The 23,688-nt window shown below is 34.8% G+C and carries 20 protein-coding genes, 1 riboswitch and 1 other annotated feature; of the genes, 17 read left to right on the top strand and 3 right to left on the bottom strand.

Translation table 11 applies throughout. From position 1 onward, the window contains the following. The first annotated feature begins 44 nt into the window (after nucleotides 1–44). From ACQKNR_RS20430 to ACQKNR_RS20400, 7 genes are all read left to right on the top strand, one after another. Entirely contained in the window at nucleotides 45–1,787 is a 1,743-nt protein-coding gene (locus ACQKNR_RS20430; RefSeq protein WP_427320066.1) for a methyl-accepting chemotaxis protein, read from the top strand. 135 nt (nucleotides 1,788–1,922) lie between these two features. Continuing rightward, nucleotides 1,923–5,504, top strand: coding sequence for an amino acid adenylation domain-containing protein (locus tag ACQKNR_RS20425; RefSeq protein ID WP_427320064.1), 3,582 nt, complete (start codon nucleotides 1,923–1,925; stop codon nucleotides 5,502–5,504). A gap of 52 nt (nucleotides 5,505–5,556) precedes the next feature. Then, nucleotides 5,557–5,658: riboswitch (TPP riboswitch) on the top strand. Between the two features lie 100 nt (nucleotides 5,659–5,758). Continuing rightward, nucleotides 5,759–6,079 (top strand): MTH1187 family thiamine-binding protein, encoded by a 321-nt coding sequence (locus ACQKNR_RS20420; protein ID WP_000082906.1) that lies wholly within the window; start codon nucleotides 5,759–5,761, stop codon nucleotides 6,077–6,079. Further along, nucleotides 6,051–6,824, top strand: coding sequence for an ABC transporter permease (locus tag ACQKNR_RS20415; RefSeq protein WP_193413928.1), 774 nt, complete (start codon nucleotides 6,051–6,053; stop codon nucleotides 6,822–6,824). Before ACQKNR_RS20420 ends, ACQKNR_RS20415 begins: the two co-directional genes overlap by 29 nt. Then, nucleotides 6,821–7,819, top strand: a complete 999-nt coding sequence (locus tag ACQKNR_RS20410) for an ABC transporter substrate-binding protein (RefSeq protein WP_427320062.1) — start codon at nucleotides 6,821–6,823, stop codon at nucleotides 7,817–7,819. Before ACQKNR_RS20415 ends, ACQKNR_RS20410 begins: the two co-directional genes overlap by 4 nt. Then, complete coding sequence (locus ACQKNR_RS20405) at nucleotides 7,816–8,565, top strand: ABC transporter ATP-binding protein (RefSeq protein WP_427320060.1); 750 nt, start codon at nucleotides 7,816–7,818, stop codon at nucleotides 8,563–8,565. Before ACQKNR_RS20410 ends, ACQKNR_RS20405 begins: the two co-directional genes overlap by 4 nt. Before the next feature lie 396 nt (nucleotides 8,566–8,961). Beyond that, nucleotides 8,962–10,506, top strand: coding sequence for an ABC-F family ATP-binding cassette domain-containing protein (locus ACQKNR_RS20400; protein ID WP_427320058.1), 1,545 nt, complete (start codon nucleotides 8,962–8,964; stop codon nucleotides 10,504–10,506). A gap of 457 nt (nucleotides 10,507–10,963) precedes the next feature. On the opposite strand, the gene ACQKNR_RS20395 is transcribed toward ACQKNR_RS20400, so the two are convergent. After that, nucleotides 10,964–12,988, bottom strand: coding sequence for a glycosyl hydrolase family 18 protein (locus ACQKNR_RS20395; RefSeq protein ID WP_427320056.1), 2,025 nt, complete (start codon nucleotides 12,986–12,988; stop codon nucleotides 10,964–10,966). Between the two features lie 372 nt (nucleotides 12,989–13,360). Between ACQKNR_RS20395 and ACQKNR_RS20390 the strand changes: the two genes are divergently transcribed. The 7 genes from ACQKNR_RS20390 to ACQKNR_RS20360 all read left to right on the top strand — a co-directional run bounded on the left by ACQKNR_RS20390 (nucleotide 13,361) and on the right by ACQKNR_RS20360 (nucleotide 16,867). Then, on the top strand, nucleotides 13,361–13,729 hold the full coding sequence (locus ACQKNR_RS20390) for a DUF1992 domain-containing protein (RefSeq protein WP_427320054.1): 369 nt from the start codon (nucleotides 13,361–13,363) through the stop codon (nucleotides 13,727–13,729). A gap of 10 nt (nucleotides 13,730–13,739) precedes the next feature. Continuing rightward, nucleotides 13,740–14,054, top strand: a complete 315-nt coding sequence (locus ACQKNR_RS20385; protein WP_427320052.1) for a thioredoxin family protein — start codon at nucleotides 13,740–13,742, stop codon at nucleotides 14,052–14,054. Nucleotides 14,055–14,067: 13 nt separating this feature from the next. Then, complete coding sequence (locus ACQKNR_RS20380; RefSeq protein WP_427320050.1) at nucleotides 14,068–14,316, top strand: hypothetical protein; 249 nt, start codon at nucleotides 14,068–14,070, stop codon at nucleotides 14,314–14,316. Between the two features lie 126 nt (nucleotides 14,317–14,442). Next, nucleotides 14,443–14,586 carry a histidine kinase gene (locus tag ACQKNR_RS20375; RefSeq protein WP_427320048.1) on the top strand — a complete coding sequence of 48 codons (144 nt, stop codon included), beginning with the start codon at nucleotides 14,443–14,445 and terminating at the stop codon, nucleotides 14,584–14,586. 80 nt (nucleotides 14,587–14,666) lie between these two features. Next, on the top strand, nucleotides 14,667–15,251 hold the full coding sequence (locus ACQKNR_RS20370) for a TetR/AcrR family transcriptional regulator (RefSeq protein ID WP_427320046.1): 585 nt from the start codon (nucleotides 14,667–14,669) through the stop codon (nucleotides 15,249–15,251). Between the two features lie 63 nt (nucleotides 15,252–15,314). Next, nucleotides 15,315–16,568: an MFS transporter gene (locus tag ACQKNR_RS20365; RefSeq protein ID WP_427320044.1), complete on the top strand. Its 1,254-nt coding sequence runs from the start codon at nucleotides 15,315–15,317 to the stop codon at nucleotides 16,566–16,568. 47 nt (nucleotides 16,569–16,615) lie between these two features. Then, on the top strand, nucleotides 16,616–16,867 hold the full coding sequence (locus ACQKNR_RS20360) for a helix-turn-helix transcriptional regulator (protein ID WP_427320237.1): 252 nt from the start codon (nucleotides 16,616–16,618) through the stop codon (nucleotides 16,865–16,867). 74 nt (nucleotides 16,868–16,941) lie between these two features. Here ACQKNR_RS20360 and ACQKNR_RS20355 read toward each other — a convergent pair whose 3' ends face one another. Together ACQKNR_RS20355 and ACQKNR_RS20350 are read right to left on the bottom strand one after the other, a co-directional pair. After that, a complete protein-coding gene (locus ACQKNR_RS20355) occupies nucleotides 16,942–18,225 on the bottom strand; it encodes an MFS transporter (RefSeq protein ID WP_427320042.1) in 1,284 nt (427 codons plus the stop codon). Nucleotides 18,226–18,333: 108 nt separating this feature from the next. Further along, nucleotides 18,334–19,647 carry an ectonucleotide pyrophosphatase/phosphodiesterase gene (locus ACQKNR_RS20350; protein ID WP_427320041.1) on the bottom strand — a complete coding sequence of 438 codons (1,314 nt, stop codon included), beginning with the start codon at nucleotides 19,645–19,647 and terminating at the stop codon, nucleotides 18,334–18,336. A 154-nt stretch (nucleotides 19,648–19,801) separates the two neighbouring features. On the opposite strand from ACQKNR_RS20350, the gene ACQKNR_RS20345 reads away from it, so the two are divergent. The 3 genes from ACQKNR_RS20345 to ACQKNR_RS20335 form a co-directional block, all read left to right on the top strand. Beyond that, on the top strand, nucleotides 19,802–20,095 hold the full coding sequence (locus ACQKNR_RS20345) for a YesK-like family protein (RefSeq protein WP_427320039.1): 294 nt from the start codon (nucleotides 19,802–19,804) through the stop codon (nucleotides 20,093–20,095). A gap of 93 nt (nucleotides 20,096–20,188) precedes the next feature. Then, nucleotides 20,189–20,396: a binding site (T-box leader), on the top strand. 46 nt (nucleotides 20,397–20,442) lie between these two features. Continuing rightward, on the top strand, nucleotides 20,443–21,873 hold the full coding sequence (gene proS, locus ACQKNR_RS20340; protein WP_427320037.1) for a proline--tRNA ligase: 1,431 nt from the start codon (nucleotides 20,443–20,445) through the stop codon (nucleotides 21,871–21,873). Nucleotides 21,874–22,217: 344 nt separating this feature from the next. After that, nucleotides 22,218–23,688, top strand: a 1,471-nt coding sequence (locus ACQKNR_RS20335) for an SH3 domain-containing protein (RefSeq protein WP_427320035.1), incomplete at its 3' end; no start/stop codon positions are given.

Raw genomic sequence — 23,688 nt, 5'->3', positions numbered from 1 at the left:
TTTTTTTGTTTTTTGTTTTTAATAATTAAGGAAGGTGGATATTAATGAAAAAGTATTGGCATAAGTTATCGTTTCTTCAAAAGAATGTCTTATTAACCGTATTAGTTATTTTGACGCTTGTTGGAAGTATGGGTGCGTTAAGTTTCAATATGTTTCAAAGTAGTATGATGTCTCTATTTGAAAGGCAGTCTATTGAAACAGGAGATACGGTATTAACTCAATTAGACGCAGAGGTAGTGAAAGATGTTGCGAAAGATCCTACAGCCGAAAAAGTGAAAAAAGAAAAATTAACAGAGCAATTAGATGAAGTGACAAAAGAATTGAAAAGTGTTGGACAAACGTATGTTACAGGAGCAAAGCCGAACGAAAAACGAGAATTACAACTCGTTGGTTTGACTACAGAGCTAGCCAATGCGGTACCTGTAAAGCCAGGTGACTATTATGAACAGCCGGCTCATTGGATGAAGGCGTACGATAAAGTGATAGATACGAAAAAGGCACAAATGACAGAAGTGTATGAAGACGAATTAGGTTCATGGGTGACAATATTAGAACCAATTACAGATGGAGAAAAAAATATTGTTGCAATTGTTGCAGCTGATTTAGATGCTTCTATCGTGCCTAGTACAAAGAAGAAGTTTATGATACAGGGTTTACTCTTTATTATTATTTCATTAGCAATTGCAACTATTACTCAATTCTTTATCGTACGTAACTCGTTAGCTCCATTAAAAGATTTACGAGAGGGATTACGTAAGATTGGTGAAGGTGATTTAAGTATTAAATTAAAAGAAAGACCAGATGATATTGGAATTATTAATGTTTATTTCAATAATACGATCGAGAAGTTTAAAGGGATTATAGATAAAGTAAGGCAGACCGCTGAGCAAGTTTCTTCTTCTTCACAAGAATTGTCGGCAAGTACAGAGGAAAACAGCATGGCAGTTCAAGAGATTGCAAGTTCTATTGAAGGTTTAAGAGTAGGGGCACAGTCTCAAGAAACTTCAGTACAACAATGCTTAGGCATTGTGCATGGAATGGAAAATAAGGTAGAAGAGATAACTGGAGCTGCGAAACAAGTTGCGGTTGCCTCAGAAGGTATGGAGCAACATTCAATTGAAGGTAATGAAGTGATTGGACAAATTATTAATCAAATGAGTTTAATCCAAAATGCAGTAAAAGATTTATCTTCTATCATTTATTCGTTGGAAACAAGGTCAAAAGAAATTAGTGATATTGTAACTGTAATTACAGGTATTTCAAATCAAACAAATTTATTAGCTTTAAATGCTTCTATTGAAGCTTCACGTGCTGGAGCAGCTGGAAGAGGGTTTGCAGTTGTTGCTGATGAAGTACGCAAATTAGCAGAACAAACTGAAACGTCAGCGAAAGATATAGCAAAATTAATTAGTGAAACACAAGCTGAAACAGAAGAGGCTGTAGTTTCAATGCAAAAAGGTTCAAAAGAAGTAGAGTCTGGAATTTCACTTGTTCAAAGTAGTGGTGCTTTCTTTGAAAAAATCTCGAAATCAGCACAATCTGTTAAAAATCAGGTGAAAGCTGTTTCTGGCAATTCGAGTGATATTTTACAAAATAGCCAGAATATCGTTCAAGTCGTAAATGAATTATCACATATTGCGAATACGTATGCGAATAGCAGTAGTAATGTTGAAGAAAGTATGAAGGAGCAAGAAATATCAGTACAAGATATTGCAGAATTAGCGACTTCTTTAAGTTGGCTTTCTCAGGAATTACAAGAGCTAATTGGTGAGTTTAAAAGCGAATAATGAGAAATTGAAGCTCTAATCAGGGGGGATCCAGCCCTCTGATTATGAGTTGAAACAATCTGCCCGTTAATACGGGATGAAAAAGGTGTGAATTTTCACACCTTTATTATATTTAGGAGAGGAATTTACATAAATATGAAATTAGCGATTTCTTATAATGAGATGGTAAAAGAATTTTTAGGAAGAGTAGAAGGAAGTATTAAAATACCTAAAGATGTGCAAGAGATAGAGTTTGGAATGAAAAGAAAAACTATACCATTTCCAAAACTGACACATATTGTAGATTTAATAGGAGCAACTGCAACGTGGTTATATCATATTTCTAAAGAAAAGCACATTATCGTGCTCTATCATACAAGAGGAAGTTTATTTCCTATTACTATTGAAGTTTCTAATTTTCTCTCTTATGAAAGTTTGAATTTGCAGATTGTAGAGCAAGTAGAACAAATCCAAGAAATGAATGAGGAAGAAATAGCAGAGTTTCAAAACAATAATAAATCATCTGAAATTTCACCTATTATTATTGGTGAAATGTATTATGAGTTACAAGACAAAAATACGTTACAATTTGTATTCAATAAAAATATGCAAAGTGTAGAAATGATATTTAATAGTGTTAATTGGAAAGAGACAACGAGTATTCGTTATGCACAACAAATACAAGGTGTTTTAATTGATGCATTACAAAATACAAGTAAGTATATAAATCATTTTAATATTATTACAGAGGCCGAGATGGCACTTTATAATCAAGTGAATGATACGACAGTAGTATATCCTGAGAAAAGTATCGTCGATATGTTCTATAATACTGTTACTCAATTTCCGAATCGCATAGCTTTATCTTCGAAGGAAGATACTTTAACTTATGAGGAGCTAAATAAAAAAAGTAATCAAATAGCTCATATGTTAATTAAAAACGGTGTGCAATTAGGAGACTATGTTGGAATATTTATGAAACGTAGCATAGACACAGTAGTAAGTATGGTAGCTATATTAAAAGCTGGTGCAGCGTATGTTCCGATTGATCCAGATTATCCAGAAAGTAGAATTCAGTACATTATTCAAGATAGCCAAGCGAAAGTTATTTTGATGAAGGAAACGCCTATAACATGTGATGGGGTTCAAACTGTATCAATTTATGATAGTGAAACTTGTGAAGCTACAGATGTAAAGTTGTCTATTCATTGTGATGATGTAGCATATATGATTTATACATCTGGTTCAACAGGAAATCCAAAGGGAACGATGTTAGCACATAGAGGAGTTGTTAATCTATATACTTGGATGCAAAGGCAATATGAATTGACAGAAGAGGATGTCTTTGCACAATTTCCTTCCTTTAGCTTTGATGCTTCTGTATGGGAGTCATTTGCTTCTTTATTCTGTGGAGGAAACTTATATGTATTATTAGAGGAGGAGCGATTGTCTGTAGAAGCATTTGCAAATGCAATCTATAAAGTAAAAGCAACTTCAATTTTGGCGTTGCCGACAATTTTTGTTCGACAAGTAGCAACTTATTTAGCAGAAGAAGATGTATATAAGCTAGCTTCCTTAAAAAGAATTGCTATTGGCGGTGAAATGTTGCCTGTAGAGGTTATTAAATTATGGAGAGAAAGAATAGGTACAAATGTTGAAATTCATAATGTATACGGACCAACAGAATGTACTGTAGTGACGACAACCTATCAAATACCTGGTCAGCTGAATGAGGATGTTGCGAGTATTCCAATTGGTAAGCCATGTGCCAATTATCAAGTTATGATTTTGGATGAGAATATGAATCTTTGTCCAATTGGTGTACCTGGTGAATTGCATATAGATTCAGTAGGACTAGCAAAAGGGTATTTTAATAAGCCTGAAAAAACACTTGAGGCTTTTGTTCCAAATCCATTTAATCCTATAGTTAAAATATATAAAACAGGTGATGTAGTTAAGTTATTAGAGGATGGAAATATAGAATTTTTACACCGAAAAGATGATCAAGTAAAGATCAGAGGACATCGTATTGAATTAGGAGAAATTCAAAGCAAAATTTCTCAAAATCATAATGTAAAAGAAAATGCTGTTTTTGCTAAGAAAAGTAAGGAAGGTAGCCAATATTTAATTGCATTCTATACAACTTTGGATAAAAAGGAAATACCAGAATTAGTCTATCAGTTACAAGAGCAGTTACCAGATTACATGGTGCCATCCAAATTAATCTATATTAATGAACTGCCACTTACACCAAATAAAAAAGTTGATGTGAAGCGATTAGCACAACTAGAAGCAGACTATGAACCAGTTCGTTTACAAGAATATATTGCCCCATCTACTGAAGCGGAAGAGAAAATAGCAAAAGCTTGGATTGATGTATTAGGAATCTCGAGAATTGGTGTTCATGATGATTTCTTTACAATTGGTGGGCATTCGTTGAAGGTGTTACGAGTTTTAACCTTGTTAAAAGAAGATTTCCCGCATTTAACAATTCAAGACTTCTTCCAGGAAAGAACAATATATGGGTTAGCACAAATTCAAAGGGAATTAAAAGTAGAGGAAGAAGAAGTATTCCGTGAATATAAAGTAATTCATGAGCCAGAGCCAATTTCACATATAAATGAGGTGAAAAATGGTAAAGTTTCAAATATCTTTTTAACGGGAGCTACAGGTTATTTAGGTTCGCACATATTGTATGAGTTACTAAAAGATACAACAGCACATATTTATTGCTTAGTAAGACCAACGCAAGATATACAACAAAGAATTGTTAATACATTAACAGGTTACTTTAATGATATAAGCAAAGAATGGCTACAACGTATAACAGCAGTTCCTGGTGATCTTGGAGCAGAGTATCTTGGTATGAATGAAGAAGAATTTAAATTTATTCGTTCCAAAGTTGATACGGTAATTCATTGTGGTGCAGATGTAAGGCACTTTGGAGATGTAGCTCAGTTTACAAATGTAAACGTTCATGGAACAAGCCGTATGCTAGCATTAACGGAAGAAGGGGCAACATTCCACTTTATTTCAACAATTGGTATTCCGATAGAATTGGCAATAGAGCAATGGGATACATATATGGAAACTGGTGATTTTAATTATAATGTAGAGTTAGAGAGTGTGTATTCCGATAGTAAACTACAGGCGGAAAATCTTGTTCGTGAAGCTTTGAAGGGCGGCATACAAGGGAATATTTATCGTGCAGGTAATTTAGCATGTCATTCAGAGACAGGTGTATTCCAACAAAATATTGAAGGAAATGCATTTTATCGTCTTATTAAAGCGATGTTACTCATTGGACAAGCTCCAAATGTGAAGTGGAAAATCGATTTTACACCAATTGATTTTGCTAGTAAATCAATTGTAGCGTATTTGCAAGATGCACAAATTGTAGGGGAAACGCTACATATTTGTCATCCGCATCAAATTGAATTTGAACATTTTATACAGCTAATTGAGGAATGTGGATATAACCTTGAAATGGTTTCACTCTCGCAATATATAGATACTGGACTTAAGTTAGCGAAAGAAGATGAAGTAATAGCAGAACTAATTGCTTCTCAAGTTGCAGGAGATGGAGCGCAGCAATCTGAAATCGTAATGGGTACTCGTAGAACGAATGAATGGATTAAGAAAAAAGAACTGGTAGTGCCAGCCATTAATAAACAATTTATTCAGCAGTTATTAGCTCATGCTGAAAAAGTTGGATATTTTCCAAAAATAATGAAATGAATATGCATGGTTTAGTTTGTTCAATAAAATAAATCATGCTACAATGAAAACGAATTAAGGACCGGGGAGCCAATTGGCTGAGAGGATGTAAGTAAACATCGACCCTCAACCTGATCTGGATAATGCCAGCGTAGGGAGTTACTTAAAGTGATGTAGCATATGTTATTCTATAATAACTTGCATACAAGGCTTTCCTACGCAGTAGGAAAGCCTTTTCTTGTTTTAAAATTTAATTTCATAAGGGGGATTTTATTATGTCACAACAAGTTACAATGTCATTTTCAGTAGTACCGCAAGCGAAAACAAAAGATGTATATTCTGTTGTTGATAAAGCAATTGAAGTTGTACAACAATCGGGAGTGCGTTATGAAGTAGGGGCAATGGAAACAACGCTGGAAGGAGAATTAGATGTACTTCTTGATGTCGTTAAACGTGCGCAACAAGCATGCGTCGATGCTGGAGCTGAAGAAGTGATTACTTCTATTAAAATCCATTATCGTCCAAGCACTGGTGTAACGATAGATGAAAAGGTTTGGAAGTACCGTGATGAATATGCAAAACCAGAAGCAATCTAAAATAATTACAACCATTTGGCTTATCCTTCTCATTGCGATATGGGAAGGATCTGTTTCATTATTTAAAATTGAACCGTGGATTTTACCAAAGCCTTCTGCCATTGTTCAAGAATTAATTGGAATGAAAGATTTACTATTACCAAATACGATGCAAACGTTACAGGAAGTTATAATCGGACTGTTCTTTGCGATTTTACTTGGGACGAGCATCGCAATTATTATGGACGTTATACCTTTATTTCGTATTTTAATAAACCCATTGCTCGTTATTTCGCAAACGATTCCAATCGTTGTACTTGCGCCGTTATTTATTATTTGGTTTGGTTATGGGATGTTGCCAAAAGTAATGGTCGTCATACTCGTTTGTTTTTTCCCTATTGCTCTTAGCATTTTAGAAGGTTTTCAAACAGTAGATAAAAACATGTTGAAACTGTTACAAACAATGAAAGCAACGAAATGGCAAGTTTATCAGAAAGTAAAGTTTCCAGCAGTGCTTCCATACTTTTTCTCAGGTTTGAAAATTGCAGTTACATATAGCGTAATGGGGGCGATTATCGGGGAATGGCTCGGTGCAAGTGAAGGTTTAGGGGTTATGCTTACGAGAGCTACAAAATCCTTTTTAACTGCCCGAGTATTTGGTGTTGCAGCAATTATCGTCATGGTGACATTATGCCTGTATTTTATTGTGGAATTTATGGCAAGAATAACAGCACCATGGATATATAGAAAGGACGGCAGAAAATGAAAAAAGGTTTAAAAGTTATGTTAGCTACCTTATTAGCGGTAGGTGTGGCTGGGTGTAATCCGGCGAAGAAAGAAGAAAGTGCAAGTAAAGATCAAAAAGTAAAAATAGTATTAGATTGGTTTCCAAATACAAACCATACTGGTTTATATGTAGCGAAGACTAAGGACTATTATAAAAAACAAGGATTAGATGTAGAAATTATTCAGCCTGGTGACAATGTAACAGCAGAGCAGATGATTGCTTCTGGGAAAGCAGACTTTGCGATAAGTGCACAGGAAAATGTAACATTAGCTCGTGTTGAAGGAATCCCAGTTGTGTCTGTAGGAGCGATTATTCAGCATAATACTTCGGCCTTTGCATCGCTTAAAAAAGATAATATGACGTCACCGAAAGATTTTGAGGGTAAACGTTATGGCGGCTGGGGAGGACCAGCAGAAGAAGCGACGTTAAAAACGATTATGGAGAAACATCAAGCTGATTTTAATAAAGTCGAAAAAATTATTCTTGGACAAACAGACTTCTTTAAATCAATCGGCCGTGATGCAGATTTCGAATGGATTTATTACGGTTGGGATGGCATTGAAGCGAAGCGTCAAGGAAAAGAGTTAAATACAATTATGGTGAAGGATCTAGATCCAGCGCTTGATTTCTATAGCCCAGTTATTATTACAAGTGAAAAGCATGCGAAGCAAGATAAAGACTTTGTGAAAAAGTTTATGACTGCAACGACAGAAGGTTATAATTTCGCAATTAAAGAACCGAAAGAAGCTGCTGATATTTTAATTAAAGCTGTTCCAGATGTGAATAAAGAATTAGTACAAGAAAGTCAAAAGTGGTTAAGTACGAAGTATCAAGATGATGCAAAAGCGTGGGGAGTACAGAAGGAAGAAGTTTGGACGAATTACATGAATTTTTTATATGACAACAAAGTTATTAAAAAGAAAATTGATGTAAAAGATGCTTTTACAAATGAATTCCTTCCAAGTGAAAAATGAGCGGATTACAAATAAAAGATATTGTGAAATCTTTCGATGGAAAGAATGTATTAGAAAATATTAGTGCCTCTATACAGGAGGGAGAGTTTGTCTCTTTTGTAGGTCCAAGTGGTTGTGGGAAAAGCACATTGTTAAATATGATCGCGAGTGTTGAAGAGCCAACGAGCGGAGAGGTATTTTATAACGAGGAACATGTGAAAAAACAAGATGTGGTAAGCTATATGCCGCAACAAGATTTATTATTACCGTGGCGATCGGCTTTACAAAATATTGTTCTTCCGTTGGAGATTGAAGGGAAATCTAAAAAGAAAAGGTTAACAGAAGGAATGGAAGCATTAAAGCAGTTTGAGCTAGATGAATACGCGGATCATTATCCAGATGCACTATCTGGTGGTATGCGCCAAAGAATTAGCTTTCTTCGCACATATTTATGTGAAAAACCAATTATGCTGCTTGATGAGCCTTTTGGAAAATTAGATGCATTTACAAAAATGGAAGTACACAGCTGGCTTTTAAACTCTTGGCACCAAGAAAAGCAAACAATCGTTATGGTTACCCATGACTTAGATGAGGCCATTTTACTTTCTGATCGCGTATTTATTTTATCTCAAAGACCAGCATCAATAGTTGGCGAGGTGCAAGTGGAATTACCTCGACCGCGAACGATGGATATGTTAACATCACTTGAGTTAAAGAAGGATAAGGAAGAGATTTTAAGAGTATTAGCTCCTTATATGAAAAAATAGAAAAAGCTCTTACCAGATTTTAAGATAATTGCTGGTAAGAGCTTTTTTTATAGAACATGAAAAGAATGAGAAGGAACAAAAGAAAAAATAGAGAATAGAATATAACAGAGTAGTTTATACTCTTAATATAACAAATGTTAAAGGAGTGAAAGGATAAAATGACTTTATCAACTGTTCTTCAAATGGTTTTAGCTTAAGACGGGAGAAGTCTGCCCATTTTTAACGATTAAGCTAAATTGAAGACAGCAGGTAAAGAACCTTAATCCTTTTTTACGATAATATGTAATGGGTAAGGTGTATTCACCTTACCCATTTTTTATATGTATAATTAAATAAGGTCTTATACTGTTGTTCTCTCTATTTAGCTTATGAATCATAAGTAAAGGAGAGAAAAAAATGAGTATATTAACAGTAGAAAATTTAAGTCATTCGTATGGTGAGAAAACCATCTTATATAATGCATGCTTTCGACTATTAAAGGGCGAGCATGTTGGGTTAGTAGGGAAAAATGGAATTGGAAAATCAACATTGTTAAGGATTTTAACAGGAGAACTTATACATGATGACGGGAACATTGAATGGTTTCCACATGTGAAGGTTGGATTTTTACAGCAGTATATAGATTTACAACAAGGGATAACAATTGAAGGATACTTGCAAAGTGCATTTTCTAATTTGTATGCGATTGAATGTGAAATGTTAAAAATTGCAGAAGAGATGGCTGGAGCAGGAGAAGTAGAAAAACTGTTAGTAAGGTATGGAGAATTACAAACTATATTGGAAAGCTCTAATTTCTATCAAATTCATACAGAAATTGAAGAAGTAGCAATCGGTTTAGGTTTGTTTGAAATAGGGTTGGAAAAAGATGTTTCAAAGTTAAGCGGAGGGCAGCGGACAAAGTTATTACTTGGGAAGCTTCTTTTAGAAAAAGCGGATGTTTTATTGCTAGATGAGCCAACAAACTATTTAGATACAGCACATATAGAATGGTTGCAATCGTATTTGAAAATGTATGAAAAAGCTTATATTATCATTTCGCATGACGAAGTATTTTTGAACAATATTACGAATGTTATTTATCATCTAGAAGAACGGAAAGTTAAGCGGTACGTAGGAGATTATGAAAAGTTTTTGCAAAGTTATCAATTGCAAAGGAAACAATTACAATCGGCGTATGTGAAACAACAAAAAGAAATTGCCCAATTAGAAACATTTATTCAAAAAAATAAAATTCGAAAAGCGAAACAAGCAAAAAGTCGAGAGAAAGTATTGGAGAAAATGCAAAAGGTTGAAAAGATTAATAATGTACCCCAGTCCCGTTTTGATTTTAATGTTTATGCTGAGCCAGTGAGTCGTATATTACAGGCTGAGAAACTAAGGATAGGCTATAGTGATCCGTTATTTCCAGAATTGGATTTGCAAGTGAAAAAAGGGGAAAAGATAGCCATTGTTGGTCATAATGGTATTGGAAAAACGACAATATTAAAAACATTATTAGGGCAAATAAAGCCATTAAGCGGTTCAATTTCTGTTGGGGAACGAGTAAATCCTGCTTATTTTGCACAGGAAGAGCTTGCTTCAGAAATAACGCCGTTAGAGAAAGTTTGGGAAGAACGACCAGATATGACAAAGAAAGAAGTACGTCAAGCATTAGCAAAGTGTGGATTGAAAGAAGAACACGTGTTAAAACCTATTTGTTTATTAAGCGGTGGGGAACAAACGAAAGTACGTTTATGTGAACTTATCGTAACGAAAAGCAATGTTTTAATTTTAGACGAACCGACTAATCATTTGGATATAGAAACTAAAATGGCTTTACAGGAAGCGTTACAACAATATAAAGGAACCGTTTTAATTGTCTCACATGAGCCTTCTTTCTATGAATCGTGGATAACGAAAGTATGGAATATAGAAGAATGGAACGTTGAGCAATATGAATAAAGAAAAAGCATTAGCTTTTATGAGCTAATGCTTTTTCTTTGTGATTAACATGATTTTCGAGAACTCTTACATGAGAATTGTATGAAGAAGCACTCTTATGGTGCGCTTATAAGCGTGCTTTTTCTTTTGTTATGTTTATATTTATAATAATACTAGATGCCTTTCCCTAATAGGCCACTATCTTTTTTGTATATACAGATAGTTTGAAACGGAATAAAAATAATTCCTATATGTAAAGGATAATGTGATTAGTATGGGAAGACAATAGAACTTACAGGAAATTCATGTAAAATTCAGGTGAACTTCACACGAACTTCATATTAGAAACTAAATATAATTATAATCAGTTAATGTAATATTAATTTGTGATTTTTATAAAATTAAAAGTTTGAATTTAGGAGAGAGAGCGTTCAAACCTAAATTCAAACTTTAATGAAATAATTAACGGGTGTTACGTTTAGCTTTCACTAATGACGGCATTTAAAATTTCGGCAGGATTTCCTGTTCCTGCGCCACCGATTGTAATGGATCCACCAGGAGGAATTTCACCGTTCCATCCTGCATTCGTAATTACATAATGATTATTTGTTTTACTACTAATTTTAGAATCCCAAACTTGTGTTAAATTGCCGTTATAATCAAATTCTAATTTCCAGTTTTTAATAGGAGTCGTTCCGTTATTTTTGATTACAATCGAGAAGTTGTAACCACTTCCCCAATTTGAAGTGACTGAAAACGTAGCATTACCATTTCCGCCAGGAGGTGTTGTGTTAGCGTCATCTGTTTTTACAATAATAGAATTAGGTTGTGATTTATTCCCAGTAGCATCTTTTGCTATGACTACAAATGTATATTCCGTATTAGGTTTTAAGTTTTTAATTGTAATGCTATTTGTTGTTGTACTCCATTTTTCTTCCCCAGCAGTAACTTCATATTCAGTAACCCCCACATTATCAGTAGATGCGGTCCAGCTTAATTGGACTGAGGTTGAAGTTTTATTCGTAACCACAATGTTTTTTACGTTCGTTGGTGATTCAGTATCTTTTTGACTAATAGGTCCACCAAGTAATTCGTTTACTAACGTATCAAGCAATTTGGGACCACTACAGCTATATTTTGGACTTGTGCGACAGTCACCACTAAGTTCCCAAAACATCGCTCCACTTAAACCTTTCGTTTTTATATAATCTGTTTTATATTTCATAGATTCATTGTCATCGTAGCTAATAAATGTGCCTGTAGTTGCATTGTATAAATAAGGTACTTTAGCTGTGTCATTCCAATAGCGTACAAAACCATTTTTATTTACGTAATTCGCTGCTAAATCACCGTAATCATACACGCCTGTGTCACCGGTAGAATAATCATCCCAAGTACCTTTAGATGCTAGTTTGCCATCACTACCTGGTTTGCATGGTTGATATTGCCCATTATTATCTTTTCCACAACTTTTCCAACCACGTCCGTAAAATGGTACGCCTAATACGAGTTTATCAGCTGGTACACCTTCATTTTTATAAATTTCGATAGCTCCATCTACGTAAAATTTCGTATTAGCTGTTGGATCATTCGGATCTTTATATAATGCTGCATTATGGTTAGAAGTTGCTTCCCATCCACCGTGGAAATCATATGTCATAATATTAATCCAATCGAGTATTTGAGAGATTTTCTTTAGCTCTGTATGATCAGCATAACGTTGACTTGCACCTGAAGCAATTGTTAATAAATATTGTTTTCCATCTTCGGCACTTGCTTTATTTAAAGCATTTCGGACATCTTGAAGAAGGAGAGTGAAATTTTGTTTATCTTCAGGACGATAACTACCACCAGGAATCGTTTCAACACCTGGATATTCCCAGTCTAAATCGACGCCGTCAAATCCGTATTCACGTAGGAAATCGACTGTTGATTCTGCGAATACCTTTCTAGTTTTTTCATCAGCGGCCATATCAGAAAAGCGGTTAGACCAAGTCCAACCTCCGACGGAAATAATGGTCTTTAAGTGAGGGTATTTAGCTTTTAGTCGTTTTAATTCTCCGAAGTTTCCACAACGGGCATATTTATCACAATCTTCCCAAGTTGTACCTGATCCCGGATAAGATTTTGTGACATCAGCCCATGGTTCTCCTAATACGAGGGTACCGTTGGGAACTTCTTTATTTTGCAGAGGTACGCCAGACTCTTTACAGTTCCATGTTTGTTTATTTGGATTATCAGGATGAGTGGAGGGATTTCCATGTTTTCCATTCCAACAAATATCAGCAAATGCATAGTTTAAATGAGTGAGCTTTGATGCATCAATGTCTGCAACTTGATAATTACGTCCGTAAATGCCCCATGAAGGAAAGTATCCAACAATTTTTTGACTTTGCTTTGGTGAATCCGCTAATGCGAGATTTGGAGTAATAAAATTTGTGAGAAAAAGAGGTAAGAAGAGTAGTAGAGATAGCAATAACAGTGTGAATTTTTTTGACCTCATAGTCATTTCCCCTTTCAAAGTAAAAGATATATTTAAAGGCATTTGCCAATAAACCAAAGTGAATCTAGACGTATGAAACGTCTAGATGAAAATGATCAGACATCACGAAGTCTATACAAGGGAGCTGGGGATGATTAAATCGTAACAAATGCAAGATTTAGTGTAAACGCTTTATTGTATTAAGAAAGATTTTCTCAATACAAAAAGGCTTTAATACAAACTGAATATGAAAATGAAAGATTGGTGAGGAAGGAAATGGCTCATTATAAATAAATTTGAGAAAAAATTGTATGAAGTCAACTTGTAATGGCGTAGCAAGATGATGAAATTTCATGTAAAATAATAGTAAAAATATGTAAGGGAGGGGACAGTGTGGATGTGTTTTTGAACATTGCTGAAGAAAAGATTCGACAAGCAATACGGAATGGTGATCTTGATAATATTCCGGGAAAAGGAAAGCCACTACAACTAGAAGATCTTTCAATGGTACCTCCAGAGTTAAGGATGAGTTATAAAATTTTAAAAAATGCTGGAATGATTCCAGCAGAAATGGAATTACAAAAAGATATATTAAAAATAGAAGATTTAATCGCTTGCTGTTATGATGAAGAGAGAAAAAAATTACAAGAAGAGTTAACAGCAAAAACGCTGCGGTTTCAGCAGTTAATGGAAAAGAGAAAGATTAAAGATAGTTCAGCATTTCGTATGTATCAAGATAAAGTATTTCGTAAATTACGTTAAGAGGGATAAGATGAATAAATTTGAAACGATAGAAGAATTGGCAACATATATTGAAGAGCGACAATTAGTACTTCTGTTTATTAAAACGGAAAATTGTGGTGTTTGTGATGTCATGTTAAGAAAAGTAAATTACGTATTAGAGAATTATGATTACGTAGAGAAAATAGATATATTACTACAAGACATGCAAGAGGTTGCGGGGCGATATGCAGTATTTACAGGACCGACAATTTTAGTATTTCATAATGGAAAAGAGATTCTTCGTGAATCACGCTTTATTTCACTTGAAAACTTAGAGAGAACGATTCAATTATTCAAGGATTAAGGGAGGTTTCTATATGGAATTTATTATTGTAATACTATTATTTGTTGTAATTGGAACAATCGTAACAGCGGTTCGATCAAACAAGAAGAAAGTAAACTTTACGAAACAAAATAATATACATAATTCATCTAACAGCTCATCACCATTATTTTTCTTTGCTGGATCGGATAATGATAGCTCGCATGATGGCGGTTCACATGATTGTGGAGGGTCTTTTGGTGGAGATAGCGGAGGTAGCTGCGATGGTGGTGGCGGTGATTGATTAGAATACGCCCTATAGGGGGCGTATTTCTTTTTAAACAAACGTTTGATTAGTTGGCTTACATATGCAAAATAACAGTTAAACAAACGTTTGATTAATATTTTTAACATACTAAGGGGAATGGAAATGGGAAGGGAACCGAAAGTAAAAAACAAAGGGAAAGTAGCATTATTTTTATTAGTTGCGGGAGGCGTATTTCTTGTTAAATTAGGATTTAAATTTGGAACAATACACATGATTCGAGTTTGGTTTGAAAATACATTTTCTTAAGTAAGGAATATAGCCTCTTGCAACAGAGGTTTTTTGTCTGTTAATATTAGACTGAACGGTCGGTTTAAAGAGGTGTGAGTATGAGAAAAAGCGCAGAAGAGATAAAGAAAGAAATTGCATATAAAGCGGAAAGTCTGTTTTCACAAAAAGGCTATGCAGCTACATCTATGGAAGATATTTGTGAAATTACAGGGCGAAGTAAAGGAAGTATTTATTATCACTTTAAAAGTAAAGAAGAATTATTTTTATTTGTAGTGAAACAGCATACGTATGATTGGCTTGAAAAATGGAATGAAAAAGAGAAGTTGTATAGTACTAGTACAGAGAAGTTATATGGTCTCGCAGAATATTATGTAGAGGATATACAACAACCTATTTCTAATGCAATAGAGGAATTTTCTATGAGCCAAGTTGTAAGCAAAGAGATTCTAGATGAAATGTTAGCTTTAACTAGAGAATCATATGGTATTTTCGAGAAATTAATTGAAACAGGTATACAATCTGGAGAGTTCCGTGAAGATAATACTCGTGATCTTATGTATATTGTAAACGGCTTATTATCAGGGCTGGGAGTACTCTACTATGAGCTAGATTATAGCGAGTTAAAACGAATTTATAAAAAGGCAATAGATGTATTGTTAAAAGGGATGGCAGCTGAAAATTAGTCAGCGGCTTTTCTTATAAAACAAATTAGACCGAACGGTCGGTTTGTAAAAGGGGGAATGAAAATGAAAGGTTTATTAAAAAACCGAGCATTTATGATCGTTATGACATCTGATATTTTGCAGCAATTTGCAATTTGGATCAGAAATATGGCTCTATTGTATTTCGTAATGGAGCGGACGAATAATGATCCAATTTCAGTGTCACTATTATCGGTCATGGAATATGCACCTATTTTTATCTTTTCGTTCATTGGTGGTGCGTTAGCAGATCGCTGGAACCCGAAAAGAACAATGGTTGCTGGAGATGTGTTAAGTGTACTATCTATTATAGGGATTGTCTTATTGTTAAAGATTGATTACTGGCAGGCAATATTTTTTGCGACACTCGTTTCCGCAATTGTAGGTCAGTTTTCTCAGCCTTCATCTTCACGTATATTTAAGCGCTATGTAAAGGAAGAACAGGTAGCAAGTGCTATTGCGTTTAATCAAACGTTACAATCGTTATTTATGATTTTCGGACCAGTTGTAGGAACAATTGTGTACACGCAACTTGGTTTATTTACATCATTATATAGTTTAATCATTTTATTTTTGTTATCTGCTATCGCTCTTTCATTTTTACCAAAGTGGGTTGAACAAGAGCAGGCAGTGAGAGGTTCGTTAAAAAATGATATAAAAGAGGGATGGAAATATGTTCTTCACACGCAAAATTTACGCATGATTACAATTACCTTTACTATTATTGGTTTATCAGTTGGATTAACGAACCCATTAGAAGTATTCCTTGTGATCGAACGTTTAGGCATGGAAAAGGAAGCAGTTCAATATTTGGCGGCAGCGGATGGAATCGGTATGCTAATCGGTGGAATTGTTGCTGCGGTTTTCGCTTCAAAAGTAAATCCGAAAAAGATGTTTGTATTTGGTATGAGTGTGCTCGCGATATCATTTTTGATAGAAGGATTATCCACATCGTTTTGGGTTACTAGTTTCATGAGATTTGGCACAGGTATTTGCTTAGCTTGTGTCAATATCGTTGTCGGTACGCTTATGATTCAACTTGTACCAGAAAATATGATTGGAAGAGTAAATGGAACAATTTTACCACTGTTTATGGGCGCTATGTTAATTGGGACTTCTCTAGCTGGAAGATTGAAGGAAATGACTTCATTAGTTATTGTATTTTGTATAGCGATGTCACTTATTTTATTGGCAATTTTGCCAGTGCTACGTATGAGGATAAGCGAGGATATTCTAAATAAAGAAGTGGCAGATCAAACGGATTTATCCAACTCGGTAGTTTCAAAAGAAGTGTTGTAAGGGGGCGTATTTGCTCCTTTTTTCTATGGGAATCTTTTGACAACTATATAAGCCAATTATATACTGGTGTTGTAAAAATGATTTTACAGGTTAGGAGAAATAATGTGAAAAATCAAATCTATGAATTACGCACTGAAAATAATATTTCACAAGGTGCATTAGCTGATAAGTGTAACGTATCAAGACAGACGATAAATGCAATTGAGAATAATAAATATGATCCAAGCTTAGCGTTAGCATTTCGTTTAGCTGAAGTATTAGGAACAACTGTTGATAAACTATTTTTGTACAAGCAGTAGAGTTTTTAATTGTAAGTTGTTATCGTTAAAAATAAAGAAAAGATCCTCTTCACACAAGAAGGGGATCTTTTTACTTATATCGTTTTCGTTTTAGAGCTAGGTGGTGTAACAGGAGTATCATTTTCAGGTACTTTTGTTAACAGAATGCCACCAATAACAAACAGTACGATAATACTAAGTACACCAACGTTTGTTTTGCCAGTCAATTGAGTCGTAACCCCAACTAATACTGGACCCATAATTGCTGCAAATTTACCAAAGATATTATAAAATCCGAAGAATTCATTAGCAGATTCTTTTGGTACTAGCTTTGCAAAATAAGAACGGCTTAGTGCTTGAATACCACCTTGAGATGTGGCAACTAACATTGCTAAAATCCAGAAATCAAGTGTCGTTTTTAAGAAATAAGCATATGTGCAGATAATGATATAAATAATAATACCAACATATAGCATTTTTTTACCGGTAAACGTTTCCGATAGTTTTCCGTACAATAAAGCGAATGGACAAGCGACAATTTGTGTTACAAATAAGATGATTAATAGATTAGTTGCACTAATCCCGAGATCAGTTCCGTAAGCTGTGGACATAGTGATAATCGTATCAACTCCGTCAATGTAGAAGAAGTAAGCTATTAGAAACATAAAAACAGTTTTGTATTCTTTAATATTTTTAAACGTATCAGCAAGGCGCTTGAAGCTCATTGCAATTGGTCTTGGATGACGTTCAATATAGTGTGTTTGCTCTACGTTTTTGAGCATTGGAATTGTAAATAACCCCCACCAAAGAGCTGTTATCGCGAAGGAAATTTGACTAGCAATGCCGACTGATAAAGGGATAGTTCCTTTTTGAGCAAGAATAATAAGAGCGATACAACCGATAAAAGGAATTGTACTCCCAATATAACCTAAGGCAAACCCTCTCGTAGAAATTCTGTCCATTCTATCTTCAGAGGTGATATCTACTAAAAACGCGTCATAAAAGATGTTTGCTCCAGCAAAACCAACTAATGCGAGCATATAGCATCCTAGTAATAAGTACCACTGAGATGTTGGAACAACTGCTAGCATACTTGTAAAGACGATACCAAGCCCAAAGAAGAATGTGAAAAATCGTTTTTTAAATCCTTTATAATCAGCAACTGTGCCGAGAATAGGAGCAAGTATAGAAATTAATAGTGTAGCGAACGAGTTTGCATATCCCCAATAGGCTGTTGAAGTTGCACCAGATAGTCCAGCTTCTTTTGCAGCTGCTTTAAAATAAATTGGAAATAATGCAGTTGTAATGACGAGCGAATATACCGAGTTCGCCCAATCGTATAATATCCAGCTTTTTTCTTGTCTGGACATTTTTTTCATATAGTGTTCCCCCTTAAATTTGTTCTAATAATAGTGTACAAAAATAAAAATTGTAAAAAGAGAAACAGTGATGATTTTTACATAACTTTTACATATATACACAGTTCTTTACAATTGTAGTAAATCCTCTACAATTGCTCCGTCTGTTTCACCTAAGTGTAGACCGAGTAATCTAGCGATAGTAGGTCCTTCATCAATAAGTCTCATATACGGGATGGTAACGCCGCTTTTTATACCTTTTCCAGCAGCAATAAAAATTGTTTCATAGTTAGGTTTTGTTGGAGAGTATCCATGAGTTCCAAATGTATATTTTTTACTAGGAGTAACATCTTTTTGAGTAATTTCTTTTATAAAATCCCCTATATAATTTTCAGTGAAATAATACCCTTCTTGTGCTTCTAACATAAATAAACAATTACCATCTGCACCGCATTCCTTCGCATCTTCATCATGAAGGATAAATTCAATGCCGCTTTGTTTATTTCGAAGCAGTTCTTCAAGGAGTAGTTGTACTTCTCGGATTGTATCTGTATCGTTTTTGTCTTTCACATATACATAGGCAGACCCGTCGCAACTTTGACAATAGGCCCTCCAATCTACTATTTTCCCTTTTGAATTTATAGAGATAAGCCCTTTTTGATGAAATAGCACATTTAATTGAATTGCTTTGTTTTCACTTAAAGCGCTATGATCACCAAGAGCAATAATTGTACTTTCTTCGTATAGTCCACTTTCTTTTAAAGCTTGAATAATTTTTCCTAGCCGTTCATCATGTCTATGAATTGCAGCTCGCGTTTCCTTAGATGAAAACCCATAATAATGCCTTTGTGTATCTAGGTCCGTAAAATGTACGAACATGACATTTGGCTTTTTCGTATGGATTGTATGTACAGCCGAAGCGAGCACGAAATCATCAAGTTCAGGCTGCGATAATCCATTTCGTATATGGCCAAAACGGCGATTTAAATCTAATTGATAAAGTGGACTACCGCTAAATAATGACACTAAAACTTGATTTTGCCACGGTCTATTTGGGAAAATTTCTGGCAAATTGTAATCGATTTTTGCTCTTCCAGTAACAGGCCATAGAAGGGCAGCGGTCTTTAAATTTGCTTTATGTGCTTCATCATATAACGTTGTTCCTTTTATCGATTTTCGGTACCAATGCCAATCTGGGGATTCACGTCCTGGTTGAAGTAACGTATTGCTAACGACACCATGCTTATTAGGATAATTACCAGTCACGATTGTTGAGTGGCTTGGATATGTTACAGAAGGATAAATTGGCTCTACTTTTTCCACAACTGCGCCCTTTTTTATTAGAGATTGGAAATTAGGTGATTTTTGTAGTATAGGAAAATCTAAAGCTGATAAACAGTCGAAAGATAAAATAATGACACGATTAGTTAATGCTTTATCCATAAAGTAACCCTCCTAGTAATATAAAACCTATTCTTATATATTACTATTAATACCTAGTGATAAAAATATATTTCCGAATAAAATTTATATGTTTATTTTCAGAAAAATTAAACATATAATAAGTATAAGGGAATGTATGGAAGGAGGAAATAGTATGGACTGGTTAGATGGATTTGGTATATTTTACATCATTGGTGGAATCACGATTCTCCTTGTATTTGCTATTTCATATTTACTAAAGAAACGTTTTCCAGACAAACCGTTTGATATTATATTTGCACTTATTTTAATACTTCTTTGTTTAGCATCCTTCCCTGTTACAATGATCGTTATTGGTGGATGGGAAGGAATGGGATATGGATTTATTGGTTTCTTCGTTCTACTGGGTACACTTATCGGTATGATTGCACATCAACTTGTAAAAATCTCTAGAAAAAGCTACGTATAAAACTACAAAAAACGAAAAGAATATATAAAAATAAGAAAATTAGCTATTGTTTTAAAAAAGAATTTGTATTATGATAATCAACAAATTTATTTCGTTATAACGATGAAAAAGGACTAGTACATGTCTACCCTTTTTGTATAGAGAGAGAATCCGCTTGGCTGAAAGATTCTTAAAAAGGCGATATGGAACCTACCTTTGCGTTCTGCATATGCAGCGGGAATTTCCCGTTATCAAAAAGAGAGCATATACAATTTTTGTGTATGAATCAGGGTGGTAACGCCGGCAAAGCTCGGTCCCTATTTAGGGGCTCGGGCTTTTTTGTATTTTCAAAAGGAGGAAGACTGACTATGATAAAAGAACAAGTGCAAGCCATTACGAAGATGGAAGAAGATTTTGCTCAGTGGTATACCGATATTGTAAAAAAAGCTGAACTTGTTGATTATTCAAGTGTAAAAGGGTGTATGATTTTACGTCCGTACGGTTATGCCTTATGGGAAAATATGCAGAAAGTGATGGATGAGAAGTTAAAAGAAACTGGTCATGAAAATGTGTATATGCCAATGTTTATCCCAGAAAGTTTATTGCAAAAAGAGAAGGATCACGTGGAAGGATTTGCTCCTGAGGTAGCATGGGTTACACATGGTGGAGATGAAAAGTTAGCGGAAAGGCTTTGTGTACGCCCTACATCTGAAACTTTATTTTGTGAGCATTTTTCAAAGATTGTGCAATCATATAATGATTTACCAAAGCTATATAATCAGTGGTGTTCAGTAGTTCGTTGGGAGAAGACAACGAGACCATTCCTTCGTACAACTGAATTCTTATGGCAAGAAGGCCATACGATCCATGAAACGGCAGAAGAATCGCAAGCTGAAACGTTAAATATTTTAAATCTATATGCTTCTTTCTGTGAAGATTACTTAGCGATACCAGTAATTAAAGGGCAAAAAACAGAAAAAGAAAAGTTTGCGGGAGCAAAGGCAACTTATACGATTGAAAGTTTAATGCATGATGGAAAAGCGCTTCAAACAGGAACCTCTCATAACTTTGGAACGAATTTCTCTGAAGCATTTGATATTAAGTTTTTAGATCGTACTGGTAAGTGGCAATATGTACACCAAACATCTTGGGGGGTATCAACAAGAATGATAGGTGGACTTATTATGGTTCATAGTGATAACAATGGACTTGTAATGCCTCCAAAAGTAGCACCAGTACAGGTTGTTATCGTACCGATTGCTCAGCATAAAGAAGGTGTGTTAGAAAAGGCAACAGAGTTACAAGGTCGTATTCAAAAGGTAGCACGTGTGAAAGTAGATGCTAGTAATAAAACGCCGGGCTGGAAATTCAATGAGTATGAAATGAAGGGGATTCCAGTTCGATTAGAGGTTGGTCCGAAGGATATTGAAAAGAATCAGGTTGTACTCGTAAGGAGAGATACGAAGGAAAAAGAGTTTATATCAATGGATCAATTAGAAGAACGCATTCCATCATTACTTGAGGAAATTCATCATTCTTTATTTAATAAAGCGAAAGTATTTCGCGATGAGAATACGTATAGTGTGACGAATTTCGAAGAGATGAAAAAAGTAGCTGACGAAAAGCAAGGTTTTATTAAGGCAATGTGGTGCGGAGAACTAGATTGTGAAGAAAAACTAAAAGAAGAAGTTGGAGTATCTTCACGCTGTATGCCTTTTGAACAAGAACATTTAGCTGATGAATGTATTTGCTGTAGTAAAAAAGCTAAGCGCATGGTGTATTGGGGAAAAGCATATTAATACTCTTTCTTATAGATGAAAAAAGGACTTTGGATTGCATAATAAAATGCAATCCAAAGTCCTTTTTAGTTTTATATTTGTTTCATGTTTTTTTTAGATGGAAGGATATTGGTCTTTATTTTGCATTTTTACGGCGAATAAACAATAACATACCAATGTAATATTTCATAGGAAAAAGAGTTTTATGCAAAAAAAACTATATGGAAAAAAAGATGTTCACAATTTTTATGGCTGTATTTAGATATTCGAAATATATATTTCGGAATGATATGTTAAGATTAATAGTAAGACGGATAAAAAAGGGAGGCTGAAGAATATAGGATTTCCTATATTCTTATAAAAATATGAAGCAAACAACAAAACAAATAATAACAGGTACATTTCTAGCGACAGCAGCATCTTTTATTTCGACTCATGCCTTTGCAGAAAGTGATAATTTAGCAACAGTAAATGCAACAAACTTAAATATACGTGAACAACCTACAACTCAAGGTAAAGTTATAGGAACAGTAAAACAAGGAACGATTGTACAAGTTTTAGGTCAGGAAAAAGAATGGGCAAAAATTTCTCATAATGGAAAAGAAGGGTATGTCACATTACAATTTTTAGGATTTTCGAATAAAAATCCAAACGTTGAACAAAAACAACAATTAACAATTAATAATGGGCAAAAAGAAGAGGGAATTGTTACGGCGACTCGTTTGAATGTACGTAATAGTCCGGTTTTAGGTAGTTCAATGATTGGCTACGTTCAAAAAAATGAAAAAGTAAAGGTATTAGGAAAAGCAAATGGCTGGGCAAAGATTGAATATAAAGGAAAAGAAGGATATGTATCTTTAGAGTTTTTAAAATTTGGAGATGTAATTCAAACACCTGATGCTTCTAGTCAAAAGCAGCAACCAACAATCAAAAATGGAGTACAAGAAGTAGGAACAATCAATGCGACAAGCTTACGAGTAAGAAGCGCAGCGAATACAAGTAGCTCGATCCTTGGAAACTTAAAAAATGGTGAAAAAGTAACGGTTCTAGGAAAAGCGAACGGCTGGGCAAAAATAAGCTACCAAGGAAAAGAAGGCTATGTGTCGTTAGAGTTTGTGAAAATTGGTGGTAATACAGAAGAGATAAAAACACCAGAACAACCGAAAACACCAGATTCAACGATTAAAAATGGAGTACAAGAAGTAGGAACAATCAATGCGACAAGTCTACGAGTAAGAAGCGCAGCGAATACAAGTAGCTCGATCCTCGGAAGCTTAAAAAATGGTGAAAAAGTAACGGTTCTAGGAAAAGCGAACGGCTGGGCGAAAATTAATTATCAAGGAAAAGAAGGTTATGTATCGCTAGAGTTTGTGAAGCTAGAAGCAGGGAAACAAGAAGGAAAGCCAGCGGAAAACATTACAAACGGAACGCAAGAAGTAGGAACAATCAATGCGACAAGTCTACGAGTAAGAAGCGCAGCGAATACAAGTAGCTCGATCCTCGGAAGCTTAAAAAATGGTGAAAAAGTAACGGTTCTAGGAAAAGCGAACGGCTGGGCGAAAATTAATTATCAAGGAAAAGAAGGTTATGTATCGCTAGAGTTTGTGAAGCTAGAAGCAGGGAAACAAGAAGGAAAACCAGCGGAAAACATTACAAACGGAACGCAAGAAGTAGGAACAATCAATGCGACAAGTCTACGAGTAAGAAGCGCAGCGAATACAAGTAGCTCGATCCTCGGAAGCTTAAAAAATGGTGAAAAAGTAACAGTTCTAGGAAAAGCAAACGGCTGGGCGAAAATTAATTATCAAGGAAAAGAAGGTTATGTATCGCTAGAGT

Origin of the sequence: Bacillus sp. NPDC094077, assembly GCF_050279465.1 — a bacterium.
Classification (GTDB): domain Bacteria; phylum Bacillota; class Bacilli; order Bacillales; family Bacillaceae_G; genus Bacillus_A.
The sequence above is the reverse complement of the archived record's forward strand: the minus strand, read 5'-3'. Positions and strand labels throughout refer to the sequence as shown.

Coding starts and splice junctions, on each gene's coding strand:
- ACQKNR_RS20355 (WP_427320042.1), bottom strand. CDS start 18,225: ATGAAAAAAATGTCCAGACAAGAAAAAAGCTGGATATTATACGATTGG.
- ACQKNR_RS20415 (WP_193413928.1), top strand. CDS start 6,051: ATGAATATGCAAAACCAGAAGCAATCTAAAATAATTACAACCATTTGG.
- ACQKNR_RS20385 (WP_427320052.1), top strand. CDS start 13,740: ATGAATAAATTTGAAACGATAGAAGAATTGGCAACATATATTGAAGAG.
- ACQKNR_RS20420 (WP_000082906.1), top strand. CDS start 5,759: ATGTCACAACAAGTTACAATGTCATTTTCAGTAGTACCGCAAGCGAAA.
- ACQKNR_RS20400 (WP_427320058.1), top strand. CDS start 8,962: ATGAGTATATTAACAGTAGAAAATTTAAGTCATTCGTATGGTGAGAAA.
- ACQKNR_RS20365 (WP_427320044.1), top strand. CDS start 15,315: ATGAAAGGTTTATTAAAAAACCGAGCATTTATGATCGTTATGACATCT.
- proS (WP_427320037.1), top strand. CDS start 20,443: ATGATAAAAGAACAAGTGCAAGCCATTACGAAGATGGAAGAAGATTTT.
- ACQKNR_RS20380 (WP_427320050.1), top strand. CDS start 14,068: ATGGAATTTATTATTGTAATACTATTATTTGTTGTAATTGGAACAATC.
- ACQKNR_RS20425 (WP_427320064.1), top strand. CDS start 1,923: ATGAAATTAGCGATTTCTTATAATGAGATGGTAAAAGAATTTTTAGGA.
- ACQKNR_RS20375 (WP_427320048.1), top strand. CDS start 14,443: ATGGGAAGGGAACCGAAAGTAAAAAACAAAGGGAAAGTAGCATTATTT.
- ACQKNR_RS20430 (WP_427320066.1), top strand. CDS start 45: ATGAAAAAGTATTGGCATAAGTTATCGTTTCTTCAAAAGAATGTCTTA.
- ACQKNR_RS20350 (WP_427320041.1), bottom strand. CDS start 19,647: ATGGATAAAGCATTAACTAATCGTGTCATTATTTTATCTTTCGACTGT.
- ACQKNR_RS20395 (WP_427320056.1), bottom strand. CDS start 12,988: ATGAGGTCAAAAAAATTCACACTGTTATTGCTATCTCTACTACTCTTC.
- ACQKNR_RS20410 (WP_427320062.1), top strand. CDS start 6,821: ATGAAAAAAGGTTTAAAAGTTATGTTAGCTACCTTATTAGCGGTAGGT.
- ACQKNR_RS20405 (WP_427320060.1), top strand. CDS start 7,816: ATGAGCGGATTACAAATAAAAGATATTGTGAAATCTTTCGATGGAAAG.
- ACQKNR_RS20345 (WP_427320039.1), top strand. CDS start 19,802: ATGGACTGGTTAGATGGATTTGGTATATTTTACATCATTGGTGGAATC.
- ACQKNR_RS20370 (WP_427320046.1), top strand. CDS start 14,667: ATGAGAAAAAGCGCAGAAGAGATAAAGAAAGAAATTGCATATAAAGCG.